Origin of the sequence: Comamonas kerstersii, from assembly GCF_008801935.1 — a bacterium.
GTDB classification, from domain to species: domain Bacteria; phylum Pseudomonadota; class Gammaproteobacteria; order Burkholderiales; family Burkholderiaceae_C; genus Comamonas; species Comamonas kerstersii.
The window spans coordinates 24,262-42,993 of the sequence record NZ_VZOT01000010.1; the positions used below are offsets into that span (position 1 = coordinate 24,262).

20 protein-coding genes are annotated in these 18,732 nt (G+C 58.7%); all 20 read right to left on the bottom strand.

Annotated elements, in window-relative coordinates; all coding sequences use genetic code 11:
• Window positions 1-1,629, bottom strand: coding sequence for a conjugal transfer protein TraG N-terminal domain-containing protein (locus tag F7P80_RS12760; RefSeq protein WP_151045222.1), 1,629 nt, complete (start codon window positions 1,627-1,629; stop codon window positions 1-3).
• A 1-nt stretch (window position 1,630) separates the two neighbouring features.
• On the bottom strand, window positions 1,631-1,996 hold the full coding sequence (locus F7P80_RS12765; protein ID WP_151045224.1) for a hypothetical protein: 366 nt from the start codon (window positions 1,994-1,996) through the stop codon (window positions 1,631-1,633).
• On the bottom strand, window positions 1,993-3,360 hold the full coding sequence (locus F7P80_RS12770; RefSeq protein WP_151045227.1) for an integrating conjugative element protein: 1,368 nt from the start codon (window positions 3,358-3,360) through the stop codon (window positions 1,993-1,995). Before F7P80_RS12770 ends, F7P80_RS12765 begins: the two co-directional genes overlap by 4 nt.
• Before the next feature lie 14 nt (window positions 3,361-3,374).
• Window positions 3,375-4,649 carry a TraU family protein gene (locus tag F7P80_RS12775; protein WP_151045230.1) on the bottom strand — a complete coding sequence of 425 codons (1,275 nt, stop codon included), beginning with the start codon at window positions 4,647-4,649 and terminating at the stop codon, window positions 3,375-3,377.
• A complete protein-coding gene (locus F7P80_RS12780; protein WP_151045232.1) occupies window positions 4,646-5,065 on the bottom strand; it encodes a TIGR03757 family integrating conjugative element protein in 420 nt (139 codons plus the stop codon). The genes F7P80_RS12775 and F7P80_RS12780 overlap by 4 nt, the downstream gene beginning before the upstream one ends.
• Window positions 5,062-7,911 (bottom strand): conjugative transfer ATPase, encoded by a 2,850-nt coding sequence (locus F7P80_RS12785; protein WP_249041473.1) that lies wholly within the window; start codon window positions 7,909-7,911, stop codon window positions 5,062-5,064. The genes F7P80_RS12780 and F7P80_RS12785 overlap by 4 nt, the downstream gene beginning before the upstream one ends.
• Before the next feature lie 5 nt (window positions 7,912-7,916).
• On the bottom strand, window positions 7,917-8,399 hold the full coding sequence (locus tag F7P80_RS12790; protein ID WP_151045238.1) for a TIGR03751 family conjugal transfer lipoprotein: 483 nt from the start codon (window positions 8,397-8,399) through the stop codon (window positions 7,917-7,919).
• Window positions 8,386-9,771 (bottom strand): TIGR03752 family integrating conjugative element protein, encoded by a 1,386-nt coding sequence (locus tag F7P80_RS12795; RefSeq protein WP_151045241.1) that lies wholly within the window; start codon window positions 9,769-9,771, stop codon window positions 8,386-8,388. Before F7P80_RS12795 ends, F7P80_RS12790 begins: the two co-directional genes overlap by 14 nt.
• A 9-nt stretch (window positions 9,772-9,780) precedes the next feature.
• A complete protein-coding gene (locus tag F7P80_RS12800; RefSeq protein ID WP_249041467.1) occupies window positions 9,781-10,767 on the bottom strand; it encodes a TIGR03749 family integrating conjugative element protein in 987 nt (328 codons plus the stop codon).
• 46 nt (window positions 10,768-10,813) lie between these two features.
• A complete protein-coding gene (locus tag F7P80_RS12805) occupies window positions 10,814-11,551 on the bottom strand; it encodes a PFL_4703 family integrating conjugative element protein (RefSeq protein ID WP_151045246.1) in 738 nt (245 codons plus the stop codon).
• A 36-nt stretch (window positions 11,552-11,587) separates the two neighbouring features.
• Entirely contained in the window at window positions 11,588-11,962 is a 375-nt protein-coding gene (locus F7P80_RS12810; RefSeq protein WP_043741165.1) for a TIGR03750 family conjugal transfer protein, read from the bottom strand.
• 5 nt (window positions 11,963-11,967) lie between these two features.
• Window positions 11,968-12,351: a DUF2976 domain-containing protein gene (locus F7P80_RS12815; RefSeq protein WP_151045248.1), complete on the bottom strand. Its 384-nt coding sequence runs from the start codon at window positions 12,349-12,351 to the stop codon at window positions 11,968-11,970.
• Window positions 12,352-12,366: 15 nt separating this feature from the next.
• Entirely contained in the window at window positions 12,367-12,603 is a 237-nt protein-coding gene (locus F7P80_RS12820) for a TIGR03758 family integrating conjugative element protein (RefSeq protein WP_151045251.1), read from the bottom strand.
• A 9-nt stretch (window positions 12,604-12,612) separates the two neighbouring features.
• Complete coding sequence (locus F7P80_RS12825; RefSeq protein WP_151045254.1) at window positions 12,613-12,939, bottom strand: integrative conjugative element protein, RAQPRD family; 327 nt, start codon at window positions 12,937-12,939, stop codon at window positions 12,613-12,615.
• Between the two features lie 16 nt (window positions 12,940-12,955).
• Entirely contained in the window at window positions 12,956-13,708 is a 753-nt protein-coding gene (locus F7P80_RS12830; RefSeq protein WP_043741107.1) for a TIGR03747 family integrating conjugative element membrane protein, read from the bottom strand.
• Complete coding sequence (traD, locus tag F7P80_RS12835) at window positions 13,705-15,942, bottom strand: type IV conjugative transfer system coupling protein TraD (protein WP_151045257.1); 2,238 nt, start codon at window positions 15,940-15,942, stop codon at window positions 13,705-13,707. Before traD ends, F7P80_RS12830 begins: the two co-directional genes overlap by 4 nt.
• A gap of 82 nt (window positions 15,943-16,024) precedes the next feature.
• Entirely contained in the window at window positions 16,025-16,567 is a 543-nt protein-coding gene (locus tag F7P80_RS12840; protein ID WP_249041468.1) for a PFL_4695 family integrating conjugative element protein, read from the bottom strand.
• Window positions 16,567-17,097 carry an integrating conjugative element protein gene (locus tag F7P80_RS12845; protein ID WP_151045263.1) on the bottom strand — a complete coding sequence of 177 codons (531 nt, stop codon included), beginning with the start codon at window positions 17,095-17,097 and terminating at the stop codon, window positions 16,567-16,569. The genes F7P80_RS12840 and F7P80_RS12845 overlap by 1 nt, the downstream gene beginning before the upstream one ends.
• 2 nt (window positions 17,098-17,099) lie before the next feature.
• Window positions 17,100-17,666, bottom strand: a complete 567-nt coding sequence (locus F7P80_RS12850; protein ID WP_249041469.1) for a hypothetical protein — start codon at window positions 17,664-17,666, stop codon at window positions 17,100-17,102.
• A 537-nt stretch (window positions 17,667-18,203) separates the two neighbouring features.
• Entirely contained in the window at window positions 18,204-18,671 is a 468-nt protein-coding gene (gene pilL2, locus F7P80_RS12855) for a PFGI-1 class ICE element type IV pilus protein PilL2 (protein WP_151045266.1), read from the bottom strand.
• Window positions 18,672-18,732: the final 61 nt, after the last annotated feature.

Below are 18,732 nucleotides of genomic sequence, written 5' to 3' on the forward strand. Positions count from 1 at the left end.
CTATTTTAGAGGCACAAATTTTTTGGCAGCACTAAGGCTTGTTTTGCCTGCGTTTTGCGCTTGATGCGATGATTGATCCATCATTCCATTTAGATTAACTATGTTGAAGCCAATCCAGCCAACTAGCGTAGTCCAAATAAGTGGAAAGCCAACAAACATCATCATCAGCAGCCCTTCCAATATCATTCGCTTGTATAGCTGAGACTCGCCCTCTGTAGCCACCTGTGCAAGCTCTTGAAAAATCATGTTATTTCCAGCACCGGGGTACATAGATTTCACAAGGTTTGAATCGATCCAGCGTGCAACAAACCAAAGCACAGTCCAGAATTTGATGGTAAAAATCGCTATAGCGCCATGCCACATGACGCTTAAGCTGTAGCCACTCATAAATGTGATTAGCGGCAATAGCATATAGAGCGCCATCAAAATAAGCGCTTGTGCCATAGGTAGTGCATTAAGCAAAGCAGTTAGGCTCAGCGATGCTTGCAAGGTTTGCACACCAACGCCAATAGAACTAACAAAACCTGTGGTTGCTTGATATATCTTGGTGCTTGTCGCACGGTCGTTGCCCAGCATCGTGTCAGGACTAATAAAAGTTGGATTCGCTTTTTGGAATGCCAGCTTGGCCACTGAATCTTTGCCCTGATCTTCGGTGGTGCCAGAAGATGCAAAATTCGTCATCCTTTGCCACATGCTGGTGTGGTTTACCATTCGGTCGCGCAGGCCCGTGGTGCCTGTCTCCCACCATTGCTTGCAGGTCGGGCGGCCCCAATCAGGATTCACGTAGCCAGCTTCTGGGCCTTCTGTTGCTGGCGTTTGGATGTAATCTGTGTCCCGGCTGAAGTCGATGGCCCAACCAGGCACAGGGTTGTAAGAGCGCATCATTGTGTAGAAACCTGGCTCTGTTCTAAAGAGCTGGCTACCAATCCAATCTACATCACCTGGGCCATAAGGCTTATTATTGCGATCCAGAATTTGCAGAGCGTTTGCAGATAATTCGTTTCGTGGGGTTCTGAAGTATTTACTGCGAGCAGGTACAAAGCATTCGCTGTAAAACCTTTGAATATCATGCAGAAGTTGAGAATCCTCGATAGTGGCCATACGAGCCATATCTTGAATCATTCTTAGGTCTTCTCCTGAGCTATTGAAACCAGCCTTGAACGAGCTGTTCACACCAGAAGAGATTGTCATGATGGAGTACCACCATATTGGGACAAATGTCAAATTTCCTTCTGAGCTGAATGCGGCATTTTTAGCATTCGCCATCGCGGCATCGTAGCCAGAGCCAGTGCCACCATTCAGGGATGCTTCTTTGGGTGGTTCACCGTCATAAGAGCGTGTTGGAACGTAGCTCAAACGAATGTTGCTCAGCGATGTCCATGGGGAGCTCATAAAGCAGAGCATCATGACCATCACAGCTGTGATGAGTTTGGTTTGCACGGACTCCAGTAGGCCGGTGACACCATCAAATCCCATACCGCGTTCTTTGGCTTCACGCCAGGCGTTGAACACAATCAACGCGAAGGGTAGTGCGGCCAAGCCCGTTCCAGTAATAATCTCACCAAGCAAATTGGCGAATGCCCAACCGTATAGGGTGGTAAAGATTTCAAGATAGCTATCTAATTTCATTTTAGTAGAGGCTTGAAATGAAATTCAAAGTTCGAACTGGACCAATCGGGAAAACAATTAAATATGCTGCCAATATCATTGACACCTTTTTCCTTGCTGCAATCAATCTGCGATGTTCATGCTTTCTAACGATTGATTTGACGCGGCCGTAATTCAAAATAGTTCGCCAATAAATCACGATCACTAGGGCGAGGATTGATTGAATCCATGCTCCCACTGATAAGGTGGCACTCATTTGCCTATAAGCTTGCGGCAAGCGTTCGGCTGGTACTTGCAAGAGCCAGTTCATCAGCAGAACGCTGATCAGGAAAAGGACGATCCCCAGTCCAATCCATCCACTCCAGCGAATCAGGACCTTGATATTCATGGTGTGGCACGTCCATCGAACAGTGGTGCATGGTCAACGCGAGGGCTGCCAGTAGTGCCCATGGAGCCGCTGTTAGCCCCCAGCGCGCCGTTCATGATGGCCAGGGCCGTATCCCCGGTCATTTCCTTGCGGATGCGGAACTCAAACATCAAATCGTTGATGTACTGGGTGAGCCGGTCCACCTTCTCCTGGGCTTGCCGGTTGACTTCGGTCGAGGCTGTTGCCTGGGGCAAGCTCATGCCCGAAATCAGCGTGTTGCGCGCAATCAGGGCCTTGTCGATGACCTTGTGCATGGCCAGCTCCTGGGACAAGCGATTGACTGCGACGGCGCGCACATCTGTGGGTAGTTGACGCACCGCATCCATCAGCTGAGGGCTCACGGCCATGCCTGGTGCACTGATCTTGGCCAAGTCGGCGTGGTTGCTCGATGAGGCTTCGGCCATGCGGCGCATAGAGGGCAGCACGCCTTCGAGCTCCTGCTCAAACTTTGGCGCCAAGCCTGTGGCAGTAACCGTGGATGTGGGGTTGGGGCAGCTAGCGTCTTGCGTGCAAAGGTAGATCTTCTGATCGCCCACCACCTCGGTGGTCCACTTGGCCAAGGTCTCAGGGGTTTGGAAGGCTTGCACCAGGCGAGTCGAAGCCAACGATGAGCTGCCATAGTTGGCGGTCGACAGCGTGCTGGCCGACTTGTTGAGTGTCACGTTGTAGCCGGCCACGGCCAGGTCGCGGATCGGCTGGATAGGGGCAGTGCCAGCACCGCCAGCTTTGGCACCGAAAACCCAGTCAACGCCGCGGCGCTGAGCTTCCTCGTTCTTGTTGATGTCGTACTTGGCCTGGACCACGTCGCCATTCGTCGAGGCCTTGACCTTCCACATTTCACCCTTGGCCATGGCAACGTACTCCTCGTAAGGGTCCTTGCCGGTCTTGATCATGGCCTCCATGTCTTCGCAGCTTTTGAGAGATGCGGAGACCAGCACATCGGCCTTTTGGCTGAAGTTTTGGAACAGTTGGTACAGACCAGGTTGGGCGCGCTGCAGCGCATACAGCGGCAGAGCAGCTATGCCTGCCTGTACGGCGCCTGTCACCGTCGCACCCAGGTTTTTGATGCCGTTCATCAAGGTGGACCAGGACGCGCCCACATCGAACTTGCCGCAGGAATAGTTGGTGCGAATTCCAGCGCTCAGCTGTGTGGCCAGGGCATTTTTGTGAGGGGCACCGCCTGTGGGAGCCCCGCCACCCATGCGGTAGTAGAGACCGGATGAGGTCACAGCCTGAGCGTGGGCAGAAGACGCTGCGCTCAGCTGCATGAGCAGCAGCGCGGCCAGGGCAGCAGCAGGCAGCAAGCGAGTTGTGGGTGCTTTCATGGTTTGCCTTTGAATCAGGGGATCGAGTAGAGGTAAGCGCCACGCCGGCGGCAGCACGTGTACTGCTGCCAGAGGTTCCAGGCGTAGCCGTCTGCGCTGTCGGTCTGGCCATCGCCCCAGGAGGTCAGAGCCAGTGAATCGTTGGTACCGAAATTCACGCATTTGGTGGCCGCGATGGGGGACAACATCTGCCACTTGCGTTTTTCACCAGCGTTGAAATAGCGATAGCCGCTGCTGGTGGGCGTGACTTTCGTGTAGATGTGGGGCTGTGCTGACTTGTAGATGATCGATGCGACACGTTCGGCCAGCACAGCCGAAGCTTTGACCGGATGGGGCTGGTACAGCTCGCCTGTGCGTGGATAGACATTGCCCCAAGTCTGTGTGTAGCCATTGCCGACCTCGCCCAGGCCTGGCACCCAGGATTGGGCGTAGAGCATTTCCACAGGCAAAATGCCTCGCCAAAACGGAGCGTCCAGCTCCGACTGAAAGTGCAGCCCGAAATTTGTGGCTCCACCAGGGCAAAACAGGCTGCCACTCCCAGAGATGCTGGAAGCAATGCCGGAGATCTGTTGAACGCTATCGATGGCACCTTGGACCTGCTGGACGCTGTCCACGATGTCCAAGGCCTGCCGCACGCCCTCGACAGACTTCATGACGGAGGACACGCTGTTCATCAGCGCCTGTGGCGCATTCACCATCGCCTTGGCGTCCTTGCCCACAGTGTCTGCGACACTGCTGGGCACATTTGCCCAGCTACGAGCGATAGCAGGTAGACCCTGGCTGGCAAACTTGGACAGCTCCGACACCGAAGGCACAGCAATGGTGGTGGGCAGCGTCATCGACCCGCCACTGGCCAGCAAGGCAGCGAACTGACCGGCTGGATTGCCAATCGCGTCGGCACTCTTGAACGTCGCCAGGCCACTGCCGGCGTCCAAGCTTCCAGCAGATGAATCCAGCAGCCGGCCGGTAATGGTAGATCCTGCTCCGGTCAAGGCGGAAGCGACAGGCGCGCCCACATCCTTCCAGGGATGCTGTGTTGGCGCGTTGAAGGTGCTGACCACCACATCAGGCACGTAGTGGCTGATCTTGATGGATGTACGGATGCGACAGCCAAAGCTGCAGTACAAGAAGAAGCACACGCCTTCAACCCTGTAGCTCAAGCAAGAGGGCGCAGCAGCCACGGTCTTGCTGATCACCCCTGGGGTCGTGATGCTGGCTGCGGCCGGAGCGCACAGTAGGGCAGCTGCGGCCGCAGTGACGAAGCAATGGCTGAGCCAACGGATGATCATGGGCGGCCTCCTGCAGACTGCTGATAAATTGCCAAGGCACGCTCCACATCGGGCACGCCGTAGATCACGGCCTTGCGGTCAATCACTACGGCAGGCAGCCGGTCCAACCGGTAATGGATGGCCAAGGTCATGCCGTTGGAGGCATTGATGATCTGCGCCTGGTACTTGCGGCGGATCTCGCCTTCCATGCGCTGCAGCACGGCCAAGGCCTCAGCCTCGACCGCTGGTAGGCCCTGGCTGAGCTGCTCCTCGATGAGCGTCATGGCATCCAGCCGATACACCCGCAGCTGGTAGGCAGGAGCGCTGGGCACCGGAACCATGGTGGCCATGTTGGCAAAGACCTCCACGGTCATGGGCTGGGCCGCCTGGACAACGCCGGCGGCCAGGACTGCGCAGATCGCGGTGATTGCCCTCATGCCCGAGCCTTTGCCAACTCTGCGGCCACCATGTAGGCCGCTTCAACCTCGGAGCAACTGTGTTGCTCCATAAGGCGACGACGCTGCGCTTTCTCATGGCCTTCTGTCATGGCCAGCGCAATCGGCAAAGGAGGGGGCACGTTGCGAAACAGCCATTGGCCTGTTGCACTGATGAGCACGCCCTCGGTGTACTTGGGAGGCTCTTTGACCGCGGACTCCATCATTGCGCGCTGCTCCGGCGTCAAAGATCGGAAGCGTTCGACCTCAGCTATCTCCGACTTGTCCATGGTCAGCAGCATCCAGAACTCGCACATGGACAGCACGCGGTCCATGCTGCCAGGCAAGTCCTTCATGTTTTGCGTGGCCAGCCAGAACCAGAGGTTGAGCTTTCGCCACATCTTGGTGCCTTTGGCAATCTTGGGCCCCAGCAGCTCGTTGGTCGTGACCAAGTGACCTTCGTCGGTCAGCATGATCAAAGGCCGATCCTGGGCCTGGAATGCCTCGCCACGGGACTGCACCGAGTCAATCAGGCTGGTGTAGGCCACGGCCATCGCATCGCCATACCCATCGTTGACCAGCGTGCCCATTTCGACCAAGGTCACATCTGTATCTGGCCAATCGTTGCCGTAACGGTTGAACAGCCGCCCGCGCAGGCCTTGGGTGAACAGCATCATGGACTGCCCCATCTCCTCGGCCCGCGCCGCACGGTGTGGGGAGAGGGTGCGGTCTTCGTGCATGGCCATCAGCTCCAAGGCCACATCTTGGGTCAGCGGGTGCAACGCCTGGCGCTCGGCAGACTTGATGGTGGCGCGGATGATCGCTCGGCTGATGAGGTAGCGGTCAGCACGGCGCAGCTGCTCAGTCTCAGACTTCTCGCCGCCGGTGATCATCATGATGGCCGCGATCAGCATCTCACCCAGCAGGTCGCGCTTTTCTGTGGTCTCGTCGTCTTCCTCTTCCTCGCCAGCATCCTGCGACTTGTCCGTGACCTGGTCCACGACCTCCATCAGCTTGCTGCCTTCGGCTGCTTCTTCTGGAGCCATCCCAGCATTGACCTTGGCCTGGTGTTCTGCCGCATGGAATGACTCCATGATCTCCTTGTCCTGCAGCAGCTTGTGTGCATGCACAAAGGGAGGCAATGACTCTTCGCACTCCATGCTGAGAATGACCCGATGCACCGACAAGCCCTTGGCTGCCATGTCCTTGACCAGCAGGTCGAACGATTTGCCCGCGTCCACAATCACCAGTCGGGGACGGTGGATGGCCATGGTCAACATAGCCTGGTAGTTCAGCGTGGCCGACTTACCTGCGCCCGTCGGGCCCATGATGATCATGTGCGCGTTCTTCTTGCGGTCACGCTTGTTCAGCGGATCGATGAGCAAAGGCTCTCCGCCACGGTTCCAGAAGAACATGCCAGGATGTGGCGTTCCTCGGGCGCGCCCATAGACTGGCATGATCGCCGCCGCCTGTGACGCGAAGGTCAAACGCTGGCGGCGCATGTGCTTGGTGTCAAACGCTGGATCGAAGGCAAAGGGCAACCCGCGCACAAAGGCATCCAGTGGGACCAGGTCATGCTTGGGATCGATGAAGCGCATGCCCGTGTTTGTCAGCAGCGCATTCATTTTGGTGATGGCACTTTCCAGCTCGGTCTCATCCTTGCCAGTCAGATAGATCCCCATGAACATCGGGAACAGCTTGTCTCCTGAGACCATGTGCCTGAGCACCTGCTCACATTCGTGGTGGGTTTCCATGGCCACCGCTGTTTGCGCACGCGAAGCGTCGCGTATGCGCTGGATGTGGCGCTCCACTGTGTGCTGTGCCTCGATCACAATCGTCATGGACAGCATGGAGCCTGGCGGCATGCGATCGAACCGCGCAAACGCTTCATCGCCAGACTTCAACTCAGCACTGAAGTGACCAATCGAGGGATTCAAGCGCAGAGACTGGAGCGTCATGAAGCGCACAGGCACCCCATCGAACTCCCAGTAGCCGCCTTTCTTGTCGCTGCGCGGCTGTGACAAGGTCAACGAGGTGGCCAAGTCCCAGTCACACATGCCTGCCGGCATGGTGTCACCAGGGTAGGGCGCTGTTTTGAGCAACTCTGCGGTGCTTGGTGCCCATGGCACGTTCCTGTTGAAGAACGGCAGCATCCAGTCGTAGAAGTCCTTGCCATTGCAGCGGCGAACCCCAACACCGGATTCCGTCAATGTCGCCATCAGCGTGTTCGCCACCGACTCAATTTGCTGCGCCGCAGGGGCATCGCCTGTCTTGAAATCGGTGAAGCTGCGGTAAATGCAGCAGTACACACGCCGATGCTGACCACGCCACACCTGGCCGGTGACCAATTCGTCAGTAAACAGGCCCTCGGGACGTGAGACCTGCTCAAAGTGGGCTTCAAACTCTTTGAGTACCGACTGGGTGAATTCCGACTGCAAGACTGCCTGGCCACGTCCAGGGTTTTGCTTGTGCTGATCCAGCACGTAGTCGGCCAGCATCTTGTTGAGACCGCTGATGTTGCGGTCGTCATGCAAGAAACACTGCACGATCCAGGGCGCACCTTCGATTTCAGGCAAGGCCTGCAGGGCCTCCTGCACTTTGGAGCAGCGCTCAGCCAGGTAGCTCATCGGCTGGGCCTCGGTGGCTACGGCCGCCAGCTCAAACAGAGCCCCAAAAGTCACCCCGTCCTCCATCACGAACACTTGCTCGTCAGGCGCGTAGCTGGCGTAAGGCAGCAAGGCCGTAAAAGAAGGCGGACGCCATGCCATGCGCCGGCGATCTGCCACGGTCAGCAGATGCTCCTTGGGCACAGGGTCTTGCAGGCCCAGCATGGCCATGAACTTGTCCATCATGCTCATTGGCGTGCCTCCCGGGCAATACGGCTGCTGCGCAGATCCTCGGCCACCTCGCCAGGCATGGCGTACTCGGCTCGCTCATACATCGGGAAGACGGTCACATAGCCTGGCACGGGATACTTGCCCTTGGCCAGGTGCGGATAGACCACCATCACCAAGTCTGGATTGGGCACGCGGGCAAAGCGCTGCTGCAAAGGCTCCAGTGCAGACCAGTAGCGCTGAGTCAGCTCATCGCCCTGGCCCACGGGTCGAACCACGGCTTCGCGGGCCAAACGGTCACGGGCCGTTTCTTTGGCAGCGGGCTGAGATGCAGGGGCTTTGCCCCGGTACACGTCCAGCACGGTCGGGCTGCCGGCGGTCACCTCTTTGAGGGGCGACTCACGGGAGCCAACGACTGAACAGCCAGTCAAGGTCAGAGCCACCAGGCAGGCAGAGAGCTTGGCAGGGAAGGATTGAATCAGTGGTCTGTTACTGCAGGCCATAACGTGCTCCAGACAGGACGTTGGGGGTTTGCGTGCGGTGCACCAGCTTGCGCGGCGAAGCTGGCTTGTCGATGTGGATCTCCTGATCCAGATGCACGACCACTTGTTGGCCGCTGGGGGTCACGACCGCGTCGAAGCTGCTTTTAAGGCGCTCGGTCAGCCATTTGGCCAACTCCTCGGTTGCGGCCGCGCCCATGCGACCCATAGCGTAATTGCCAGCATTGCCTGTAACCGTGGATTGGCTGTACTCGCCACTGCTGGTGACCGTGGTTTGTGCCTGGGCCAGAGCCTCGGCCGCGATGCCAAGCCCCTTGATGCCGACGATGTCCGCGAGGTAACGGGGCGCATTCGTCACGAAGGTGCCCTGGATACAGGGATTGCCGTGCAGATCCGAGATAAAGCCCAGGTCGCCACCAGCTGCGCCTGCGCTGCTGCTCGATCCGCTGCGTCGGTTTGACACGGTCCGAATTGCGCCATCGTTGAAAACGAAAGTCATGCTGCGGACCTTGCCCTCGGTGCAGGACAGCGCCATGTCACCAATCGCCACCCCCGTGACCACCATGCCGGCTAGGTCCTCGGGTAGCTCCCAGCCATTGGCAGCCAGGTTGTCACGCCCGATCAAGGCTTTGAACTGCATGGGGTCCGTGACACGGCCATTGACAGGCACGCGCCCAATCAGACTGGTCATGGTGGTCACACCAGCCAACGTCGCGTTCTCGGGCAGCGTGAAGTAGGCCTCGGCCGCTGGGGGTTGCGGCGCTTGAGCAGCTGCTGCCGCCGCCTGGGTCGCAGCGCCTCGACCCGTCCCTTCAGCAGGCGCTGCACCAGTGCGTCGCACGTACTGGGTCACCTCCTGGTTGCCATTTCGCTCGGTGTGCTTCACATAGCCCATAGGGGGCAGCACCTTGTAGCCCACAACGCCAGAGGCCTGGGGCAACTGCTCATGGTGCTGAGCATCGGGGTTGTGCGTCCTGGATTGAGGGTTGAGGCTGGAAAAGGTACTGAACGCGCTGTTGAACACGTCCGTCAGCCCTGGCTGGTCAGCAGCTGGTGCTGCAGGCTGGTGGCCTCCCACATCCACCACGTCGACGTTGCTGCTGGCTTTGCCACCAGTGCCCAGCTTTTCGCGCAGCTCTTGGTTGATCCGCAAGACCTCCTGAACGTCCTGGCGCAACTCACGGTTGGTTTGCACCACGGTGGCCAAGGTCTCGTCGGGTGTGTCCTGGTCAGCCCCGACGGTGGTGGGCAAGGGCACTTGCTCCATCGGCGCAGCACCATCTTGCTTAGCGCCGCTTTGCATAAAAATGGCGACGATGAGCAGCACAACTGCGCCACCTGCCACTGGCAAAAGCTTGTTGGATTTAACAGCCATCGGTCACTCCTACAAGCAAGACTCAAAAGAGCGCTCGCACACCAGGTAGATCGCCGTGGTGTCGGTATCAGATCCTGCAGGCCCGATCCGGCCGTGCTGGGCAGTCGCTGCAATCCAGCGGCCGCGCACTTGCTCCAGGGGGATTTCCAGAGCGAAACGGGACAGGTTGGTGATGCGCACTGCTGTCACCGACAGGTTCGCGGAGCGCCATTGGCCCAGCGGGACCGCTTCAACGCTGGTGCCGCGCAGCAGGCCCGGGATGGGATTGGTTTGAACCGCAACCTGGGTCACGCCCGCAGTGGCCACAGCCAGACGGCGCGGCGCATAGAGCTGACGCGCTGCATGCCGGGTCAACTCCACCATGTCGACGGGAGGTGGTTCAGTGGCGGGAGAGACCGTGGGGTTGGGCACGGATGCAGGCTCCATCACCGCAACCTGCAGCTCGCGAGCGCTGCTGCGCTTCGCACCTTTGGCTGGTGCTTGTGCCACCAGGTCAATCGGGATCTGCTGCCCACTGTCCACCAGCTCGGCAATGATGCGGATGGGTTCGAACGCGACCAGTGCTGTCACATAGATGGTGCCGCCAATGGACTCAATCCGTGCCACGGCATCCATGTCGTTGGGAACATGGAGCAGTGCATCGGCGGGCAATGTGATCAGGCGCTCTTGATCGACCTCCAGGCTCACGCGCACGGGTTCACGTTCAAAAACAGCGCGCTCGATCGGACCGGATACCGGAGCTGCTGGAACAGGGCGCAGCTGGGCCCGTGCAGCTGCAGCGCGTGCTGTACCTGCGGTGGCCAAGGGCGCTGGCAGGCTCATGCCGGCCACGGTGGTGCCTGGGGCGCCAGTAGCTGCAGTGGAGCGGCGCACGGTCGAGTTTGTTTGTCCCAAGTCCACCGATGGGGATGCTTGTGGCTGGCCACCGATCAGCTCGGGAGCATCGTCTGTGGCCGCAAGAGGCTGGACCTGTTGCGCCAGGCTGGCCTGGCTCATGCAAAAGCTTGCAGCAAGCAGCCAAATCAATCGTTGCGGGTGCATATCAATCCACCGATGTGTCAGAAGGCAAGCTCGACGGAGCCACAGTGCCTGGCAGGCGCGGGGCCTTCAAGTTGGCGGCTGCAGCTGCTGGATTCAGGTCTGCAGGATTGAGGCGTGCAGGTGCATTGCTGCCAAAGCAGTCCAATGCCAGCAGCCAGGGGTTGCGCTCACGGTCCACGTCAAATCGCACAACCCGCAGTGGGTAGCGAATGAACACATCCTTGACGGCAGAGCCGCCGAAGGTTTCCATCACCTGCATATCCAGCAGCACTGTCCATGCATCACGGCCTTCGCTAACCACACGGTTTTCTGAATAGGGGAATCCGGGGATTTCAGTAATGTGCCGGGTACGCCTGCGCAATTCACCGCGCAGATGGCGTTTGCTCAAATCTGCCTTGAGCTGTGCCTGGCAGGAGGGTGTCAGGAAATACTGCATGGCATAAATCTGTTGGCCGTAATCTTTTTCTCCATCAGCCTGCCAACGATTGATTTGCTGCCAGATGTAGTAACCAAAGCTGTAGACATTGGATTTATTGATTGGAGCAACACCATCAACAACACGGATCGTATCGCCAGAACGCAAATCTGTAGCAATATGGATATCAACTGCCTTAGGTTGGCACCAAGCAAAGTAAATGCCAAAACTGGCGAGAAACACAATTGCCAAAATCACAAGCAACAACTGTTTGTTGTGCGCATGACTGGATGCCAAAGCATTCGTAAATTTTTGACTGCTCATTGGTTTTAAATCTCAGCGTAATCAAGCACAACCGTTTTAACGGCCCAAATCCCAAAAATCAAAATGATTGATGAATTTCGGTGCCATAAGATTTCTCTCTACAAGATAAAGATGGATGTTCTGGATGTAAAAGCCGTCAGGACGACCCCGCTTAATCTTCATCAGAAAGAGAGAGCTGAACCACAAAACGACCAGCGGAATGACGACGACAACGATGAGCAGCAAGGTGCCCAGTCCTGTCATTACTTGGAGCAGCCCTGCGACCAGCAAGCCAAGGCAGCCAGCAGCAATTCCGATGTACTTGGCTTCGCTGGCAGCCATGCCGTGCAAGATGGGGGGCTCTACATTGACTCGGTCAGTCAATGGCGTGCGCACACCTTCTTGAATAGGGGGCGATTCGTTTTTCTTCACAAGCTTTAGGCCATTGCATCAAGGCCCCATTTGGCCAACAGTGCGATAAAGATGACCAGAATCACACCACTGATCAAATACTCTTTCACATCGCCCAGCTCCATTTGGCCTGCCGAATACTTTCTCCAGCGTACCATCGAGCCGATAATAACCACCAGGCCAGAGATAGCCACCAGGATATAAGCAAAGATGGTTATCCCTTGCTTAAAATATGCACCAATAATGGCGAGAATATCGTTATTCGCAACTTGAGCACCACCGATGCCACCGCCAGAGGGCGGATTAATTACAGGCAAGGCTGCGAAAGCAGAAGACATAGTCATGTATGCCATGACACCCAAAATAATGATTTGCAAGCAGCGGGTGGTATTTTTTGGGGTAATAATCATGTTTTGGCTCCAATATCAATTCTTCAATAGAAGGTAGGTCAGAAAAGAAATAATGATTCCAAGAGAAATCGTTGAACGGAAAATCTTGGTGCTGTCTGTATGGTCGTCATTCAGTGCCTCAATCACTTTTGTCAAAACCCAGGCGCCGAATACAAAAACGAACCCCAGAGCAATCGAAAGCATCACGGTCCGAAGCTGGCTTGGTTCAATGCCTGAGCCACTGACAAAGCCAACGGCCATTGCGCCTTTCATCCGAGGCCTTTACTGGCGGTAGTCGCCGCGCAGTGGGGCAACAGGGCGCGGCTGGCGAGGAGCATCGGCATGCGAGACCACGCCTTGGCGCAGCAGCTCCAAGTCACGCAGCAGCCAGTCGTAGCGGAACTTCACGCGCTGGCCAGTGGGGGCCGTGCGTTCGGCATCGCTGACCAGCGCTTTGACGCTGTCCAGCTCATGGGCGATGCGGGCGAGCTTTTCGCGCTCCAGCTCGTCGTCGGTCACATCGGCCCAGGCCGAGGCGGTCGTGGCCAGGATCACGGCAGCCAGCAGGGCCACCCAGGGGCGGGAGAGGGGGGAAGGTTGTGTGCGCATATCGTGCTTTCTTGAATCAGGCGTATTTCTTGAAGCTGCCCACGGTGGTCGACAGTGCCGCAGCGACCAGGACAGTGAAGATCAGGACCATGTAGGCCGGGTTGAAGCCACCGAAGGGCCAGGCTAGGTAGATGCCAAACCCGCCTGTCAAAGCCCAGGAGGTGTAGCGTTTGGCGTGGTGGTAGACAAAGGAGGATTCGCGCCCGCCAGTCCAGCGGCGAATGTCTCTGCGCACCAGGCCATCGATCACTCCCAGCAGGCATGCCAGCGCGAAGGCGGGAACTGCAAAAGCGGCGATGCAAAGGCGCAGAACCACGTCCTGGGCCACAAACATGCTGATCACCAGCCATTCACTGACGATGAGCATCAGCCCCTTGCTGGAGTCCTTGACGCTCCTAAAAACTGGGTCAGCGGCCTGTGCTTGCGGCAAGCTTGTGTTGCTGCGCAGGTGCTGGTACCAACGCAGGATGCCCAGGCGCTCATAAGGCCAACGCACCCAGGTGGCCACCTCACGGGAGAACTTGACGGTGTCGCTGACCAGCAGGCTGCGCGGTGCGGCTGAGATGTACCCCAGGTCCTGTAGCACGATGCTTTGGGCATGGTGAATGCCTTGCCCCTTCCAGAGCACATAGCCACCGCCGATCTCAATCAGACAGCCAATCACCCATGCACTGAGCGTTGCGCCGATGAGGCCAAAGACTGCGCCAAACACCAGCTCCACCGGGCCGATGGTCCTGGCCTTGGCTGGAGCACTTTTCGCTGCGCTCATCCTCGGCCTCCCATCACACTTCCAATCACAGCGCCGTGGCCCAGAGGCGTCTGGCCAGCGCCTGCAAGCGTTGAAGCGCCGTCTTCCTCGTCGGCGGCCAGGGTGGTATCGATGAGGTCGCGGCCCAGGGGCTGGCTGCCCAGCCAGTCCGTTTCGGCGGCCCAGCGTTCGCTGGTTCGGTAGCGGCGCTTCATGTCCTCGGCCACAGCTTTGAGGGAGTGCGGCACGAACGGATCGCCGGTGGTGTCGGCCAAAGGTATGCGGATCTTGTAGCGCCTGTTGCCCTCCAGCAGCGCAAACGCCTGCCCCTGGGGCAGCTCAAGAATGTCGGAGGCCTCAATCAGTGGCACCTTGATCTGCGTGGCGATGTCGTCATTGCGCGAGACGAAGTCCACACCGTTGCCCTGTGCGGCCGTGTCCGTGACCCCGGACATGGGGGTCAGCTGCACCACGTTGACCTGGGGCACCTGCTCGGCCAGCAAGTTGGCTGTGGCCACGGACCGCACACGCAGCATGACCAGGTGGTTGAAGTTGTCCATGATCTGGCCGGCCTTGGCCTTGTCGCCCACCTTGGCCTCGATGTCGAACATCGACTGGGTATAGGCCGTGATCTTGAAACCCGAGCCACCCAGCTTGTTGACCATGGGCACGAACTCAGGGCCTGCGATCTCGTTGACCTCGTCAAAGTGGCAGCAGACGTTGGGCAGCTTGAGCTTTCCATCCTGGTTGTGCGGGTCCAGGCCTGTCTTGTAGAGCTTGCCGCCCACCGAGACCAGGTCGGCCAGCATCGAATTGCCGACTGCAGACGACACAACCGCGTCGGACAGTGCATCAAGGCCTGCATACACAATGCCGCCCTGGCGGAACACCGTCATCCAGTCGAAGATCGGGCGGGTGTCTTCAGGGTCGAAGTAGTCCGGGCTGATGAGCTTGCCCACCGCGCCAGAGGTGAGCTTTTCTAAGAAGGGCCCCAAGCTGGCCACGATCTTTTCGTAGAAGGAGCGCTCGTAGCTGAACGCTGCCGCCAGGCCCAGCAGCACCTTGTCATCCAGGCGCGACTCCTTGATCCACAGGAACATGGCCACCAATTCAGGTGCACGGTCTGCCAAGCTGCGAGGAACGGGGGCTTTCTTGGCTGCGATCTGGCTGATGATGCGCTCGATGCGCGCTTCGTAATCCACGAACCGGCCTTCGGCCGCATGGCGGCGAAACACCATGTTGGCGTAGTCCATGAACAGCGGATCGATGCCGGTCACGTCCTTGAGCAAGGTCTCGTAGGTTGGAATCCGCCCCAGGGCGACCTGGGCCTGGGCCACGATGTTCGTGAAACGCCAGGAGAATTCCTTGAAAGCAGCGCTGTTGCCAGAGGAGGGCAGTGCGTTCGTGGCACGTCCTGCAACCTCGGTGATCCGCGCAAAACTGCCGATGCCGTTGTACCGGGCAGAAATCTCGGGGTAACCCAGGTGGAACAGGTAAAAGCTGCTCTCACGGCCAGCGCGGCGCGCTTCAGCCTGCATGCGCAGCATCAGATCGGCATCCCCCTTGGGGTCGATGACGATGGTCACGTGGCCGGCATGGATGTCCTGCGTACACAGCAGCTCCAGCAGCCGGGTCTTGCCCACTCGGGTGGTGCCCATCACCAGCATGTGGCCGGAGCGGGCGCTTTGGCGTAGCTTGACGGGCTTTTCTTCCAGTACCCCAACGCCGTGCAAGATGGGGGAGCCTCCCAAGTCCACGCCTGACGCAAATGGATTGGCAGGACCACCGGCATCAATGGCTGTGCGCACAAGGCGGCTGGTCAAATCGCTGCGCTCATCGGTCCAATTACGCAAGGATTCGCCAAGGCGGGCCAGGCGCAACTCCCGCAGTGAAGGGCGAACATATTCCTGTACCCGCTTATCTCGGGTATCCAGCTTGCGCTGGGTGTGCACCTGGGTCCATTCAAAGCCTTCACCCAGGTACAGATGCTCCTTGGTCACGGGCAGACGGTGGGGCGGCACCCGGGTCATCTTGGTGAACTTCAGGCCACGTTGGTAGCGGTACACACCAAACGCCTGACCACAACGCTTGGCTCCGAAGCCGGCGGAAATCGCCGCGGCGACCAGGCCCAGCGAGTGCGGCATCATCAGCGCCCATGGAGCAGCTGCGGCCACGCCAGCAATACCGAAGGCTGTAGCAGCGCTGTATGCCTCCACAGGTGGGCGCAGCAGCCCTTCCATCACAGCATCGCTCATTGCAGCTCCGCTGGAACAGAAAGTGGACGAATCCTGTGCACAAATGTTCCAAGTCGTCCAATTGCATTGCAAGTGCTTGTCGTCATTGCACTTCTCCTGCAGAAATTTGGAACATCACCTGGTAGGCACGGCCATCGGTATGCACCAGCACCGGGTAGACACCTGCGCCTGCAGCGTGCAAGCGCTCAGCCAGCCAAGGGCTGACTTCGGGTGCAATCCCTATGGGCTGCACCAGCTCCTGCAGCTGCTTGAACCCCTGTGCGTGCTGTGCTTGCACCACCAACACCACAGCACCAAGCTGGAGAAGCGTGTTGCGGTTGAATTGCAGCCAGCGCATGGACAGATCCTCGGCGGCCACAATCGCCAGAGGTTGGGTCAGCCAGGTGGGGTCAAGGACTTGCACACCATCGCGTGCAAGCACTTTGGGCTGCAGGCTGGTGCCAAAGGGAAAGGACAGACCCTGGAGCACCGATTCGGCCTCGTCTCCGGCCACCAGTAGGGCCACCAAAGGGGAAAACGGCACGCTGCGACCGCTGTCATGCAGCACTGTGGGCGCAGCACCCTGCGCCTGCACCTGATGCACCAGCAGCATGCTTGTCAGCAGCGCAGCGATCATCCGCACCATCACTTGCTCCTCCGGGCTGGGATTTGTGAGGAGGGGGCGGGCTTTTCCACGATCTGGGTGCGTGGCACGTTCAGCATGTCCGCAGCACCAACAGGCGACTGCACCTTGGGCATGCCTTCGTAGCTGATCATTGGGTCATTGGGGTAGAGCTTGGCCATGGCTTCCTGGTAGGCCCTGTCCCAGGCGATGGAGCGCTCCACATCGGCGCGGAAGATGCGTGCAAAGCGCTCTGCATACTGGCGGCGCTCTGCGTCGTTGCGGGCATGGATGCCCAAAATTTCCAGGGGTGAGAGGTTGGCCACCGAAAAGTTCTTGCGGGGGCCCTGCGCCAAGACCTTGGCGCGGCGCATTTCGTCGGCCGTCAGCCCCCATACTTCCTGGGCCACGCGATCAGCAGCGTCCAGCTCGGTCAGGCCTTTGCTGGAGGCTGCAGTCTGTGTGCTGGCCTCCGTCGTGCTGCCGGTACGAACTTGGGCATGTGCAGCAGAGGAGAGGAGCACGAATGCGGCGAGCTGGAGTGCAACACGCATGCTCAGCCCCCTTGGCTCACGTAGAGAGTCAGCCCAGCGCTGCCAGGCACTGCAAAAGTGGCCGACTGCGTGACTGGATCTGCAGAGCGCAACGCCAACCCGTTGATCACATCACCAGGGCGCAACACACGCACCCGCCGGTCACCAGCGATTCCAGAGGCGACCACGACCGAAGGCTGGCCATTCCACATGTCCACAGAAACCAGCTGACCCGACAGTTTTTGTGCTGGAGCAGTTGGCTGCTTGGCAACCTGCACAGGAGCAGCTTTCACAGGCTGGGAAGCCTTGGACGCGGCTGGTGCCTTTGGCGTGGTGGCCTTGGCCACCTTTTGCACTGGCGCAGGTTTAGGGCGTGCCGCTGGCACTGGTCCAACGACGCCAGCCTCAGCAGGAGCCGACAATACAGTAGCCGCTGCTTGCTGTTCCAGCTGCTTTTGCAGTTGGGCGAGCAGCAGTTCCATGCGCTGCAGACGCTGCAGCAATTCCGTGTTGTCAGGGCCTGCAGGAGGGCGGTGCGCTTCAGCGGGAGGTGTGGATTCAGGTGCTGGTACTGCAGCAGCAACAGTCATTGCCGAAGCCGCGGGCTCCGCCCCAGCTGCCGGCGTATGCAGCACTGGCTGTCCATCCAGCGATGAAACCAAGTCAGTTCCAGCACTGGCGGGTTCAGGAGCTGGAACAAACCCAGAGAAGTCACCCAGCATGTCGGCTGATGCATCGGACAAACGCGGATCAACTGGCTCAACCTTGGGCAGTGCTGACGCAATCACCTCAGCAGGCACACTGGGCAGGCTGGTGCCCAGCAGGTCAGGAACAGTCGTTTTGGGCCAAAAATTGAGGTATGCCAGCACACAAATGCCCAGGCTTGCTCCTCCCAGGACGCAGCGGCGAACAAGCCTGTTGCCCAGCTGCCGTTTGCGTTGGTCTTTCACCCGAGGAATGGGCTTCGCTGCTTGGCCAGCTGCTTGGCCTGCAGCTGCGGCATGAAGACCTGCAACATCCAAGTCTGGCTCCTGTGGCCAGGGGGGGGCGGGAGACAACAACCCAGCATCAGCGGGAGACTGCTCTGGTGTATGCGATGCGGTATCAGGAGCGACGGTGTTCATCGGTCACTCCTTGGTTGTCGACACAATGGGTGTCAAGGTGCGGGGGCCGTACTCCTTGGCCAGGGTGAACCAGACCTTGCGTCGCACGTTGTCCCGATGCCAGTTCCACGCGGGGCCCACCAGCACGTCAAGAATGCCTTGCACCGAGAAGGGGCCTAGTGATCTCTGCGCCTCCGGCAGGGGCAGTTGCAAGAAACGAGCTGCATCCGCGCTCAAGGCGCTGCGTTCGACCAGGACGTAGCCGGTACGCAGCAAGGTGTGCTCGATGGCATCACCCACGTTGACTACGTGCTCACGGGGAAACGTGATCTGTGCCACCAAATCGAGTGGCTCAAACATGACTTTGGCGGGTTCTGCTTCTGCCGTGGTGTAGCGGCCCAGCATGACCCGTGTATTGCCGTCCACCAGCGTAGTGCCATGGGCTGTCGCTGCAACGGATGCCAGACATAGGCAAGCAAAGGTGCGGTACATGAATTTCCTGTTGGTCAAAAAGACCCGGGCCGCACCAAGGAGGAGAACGAAAACAAAACAT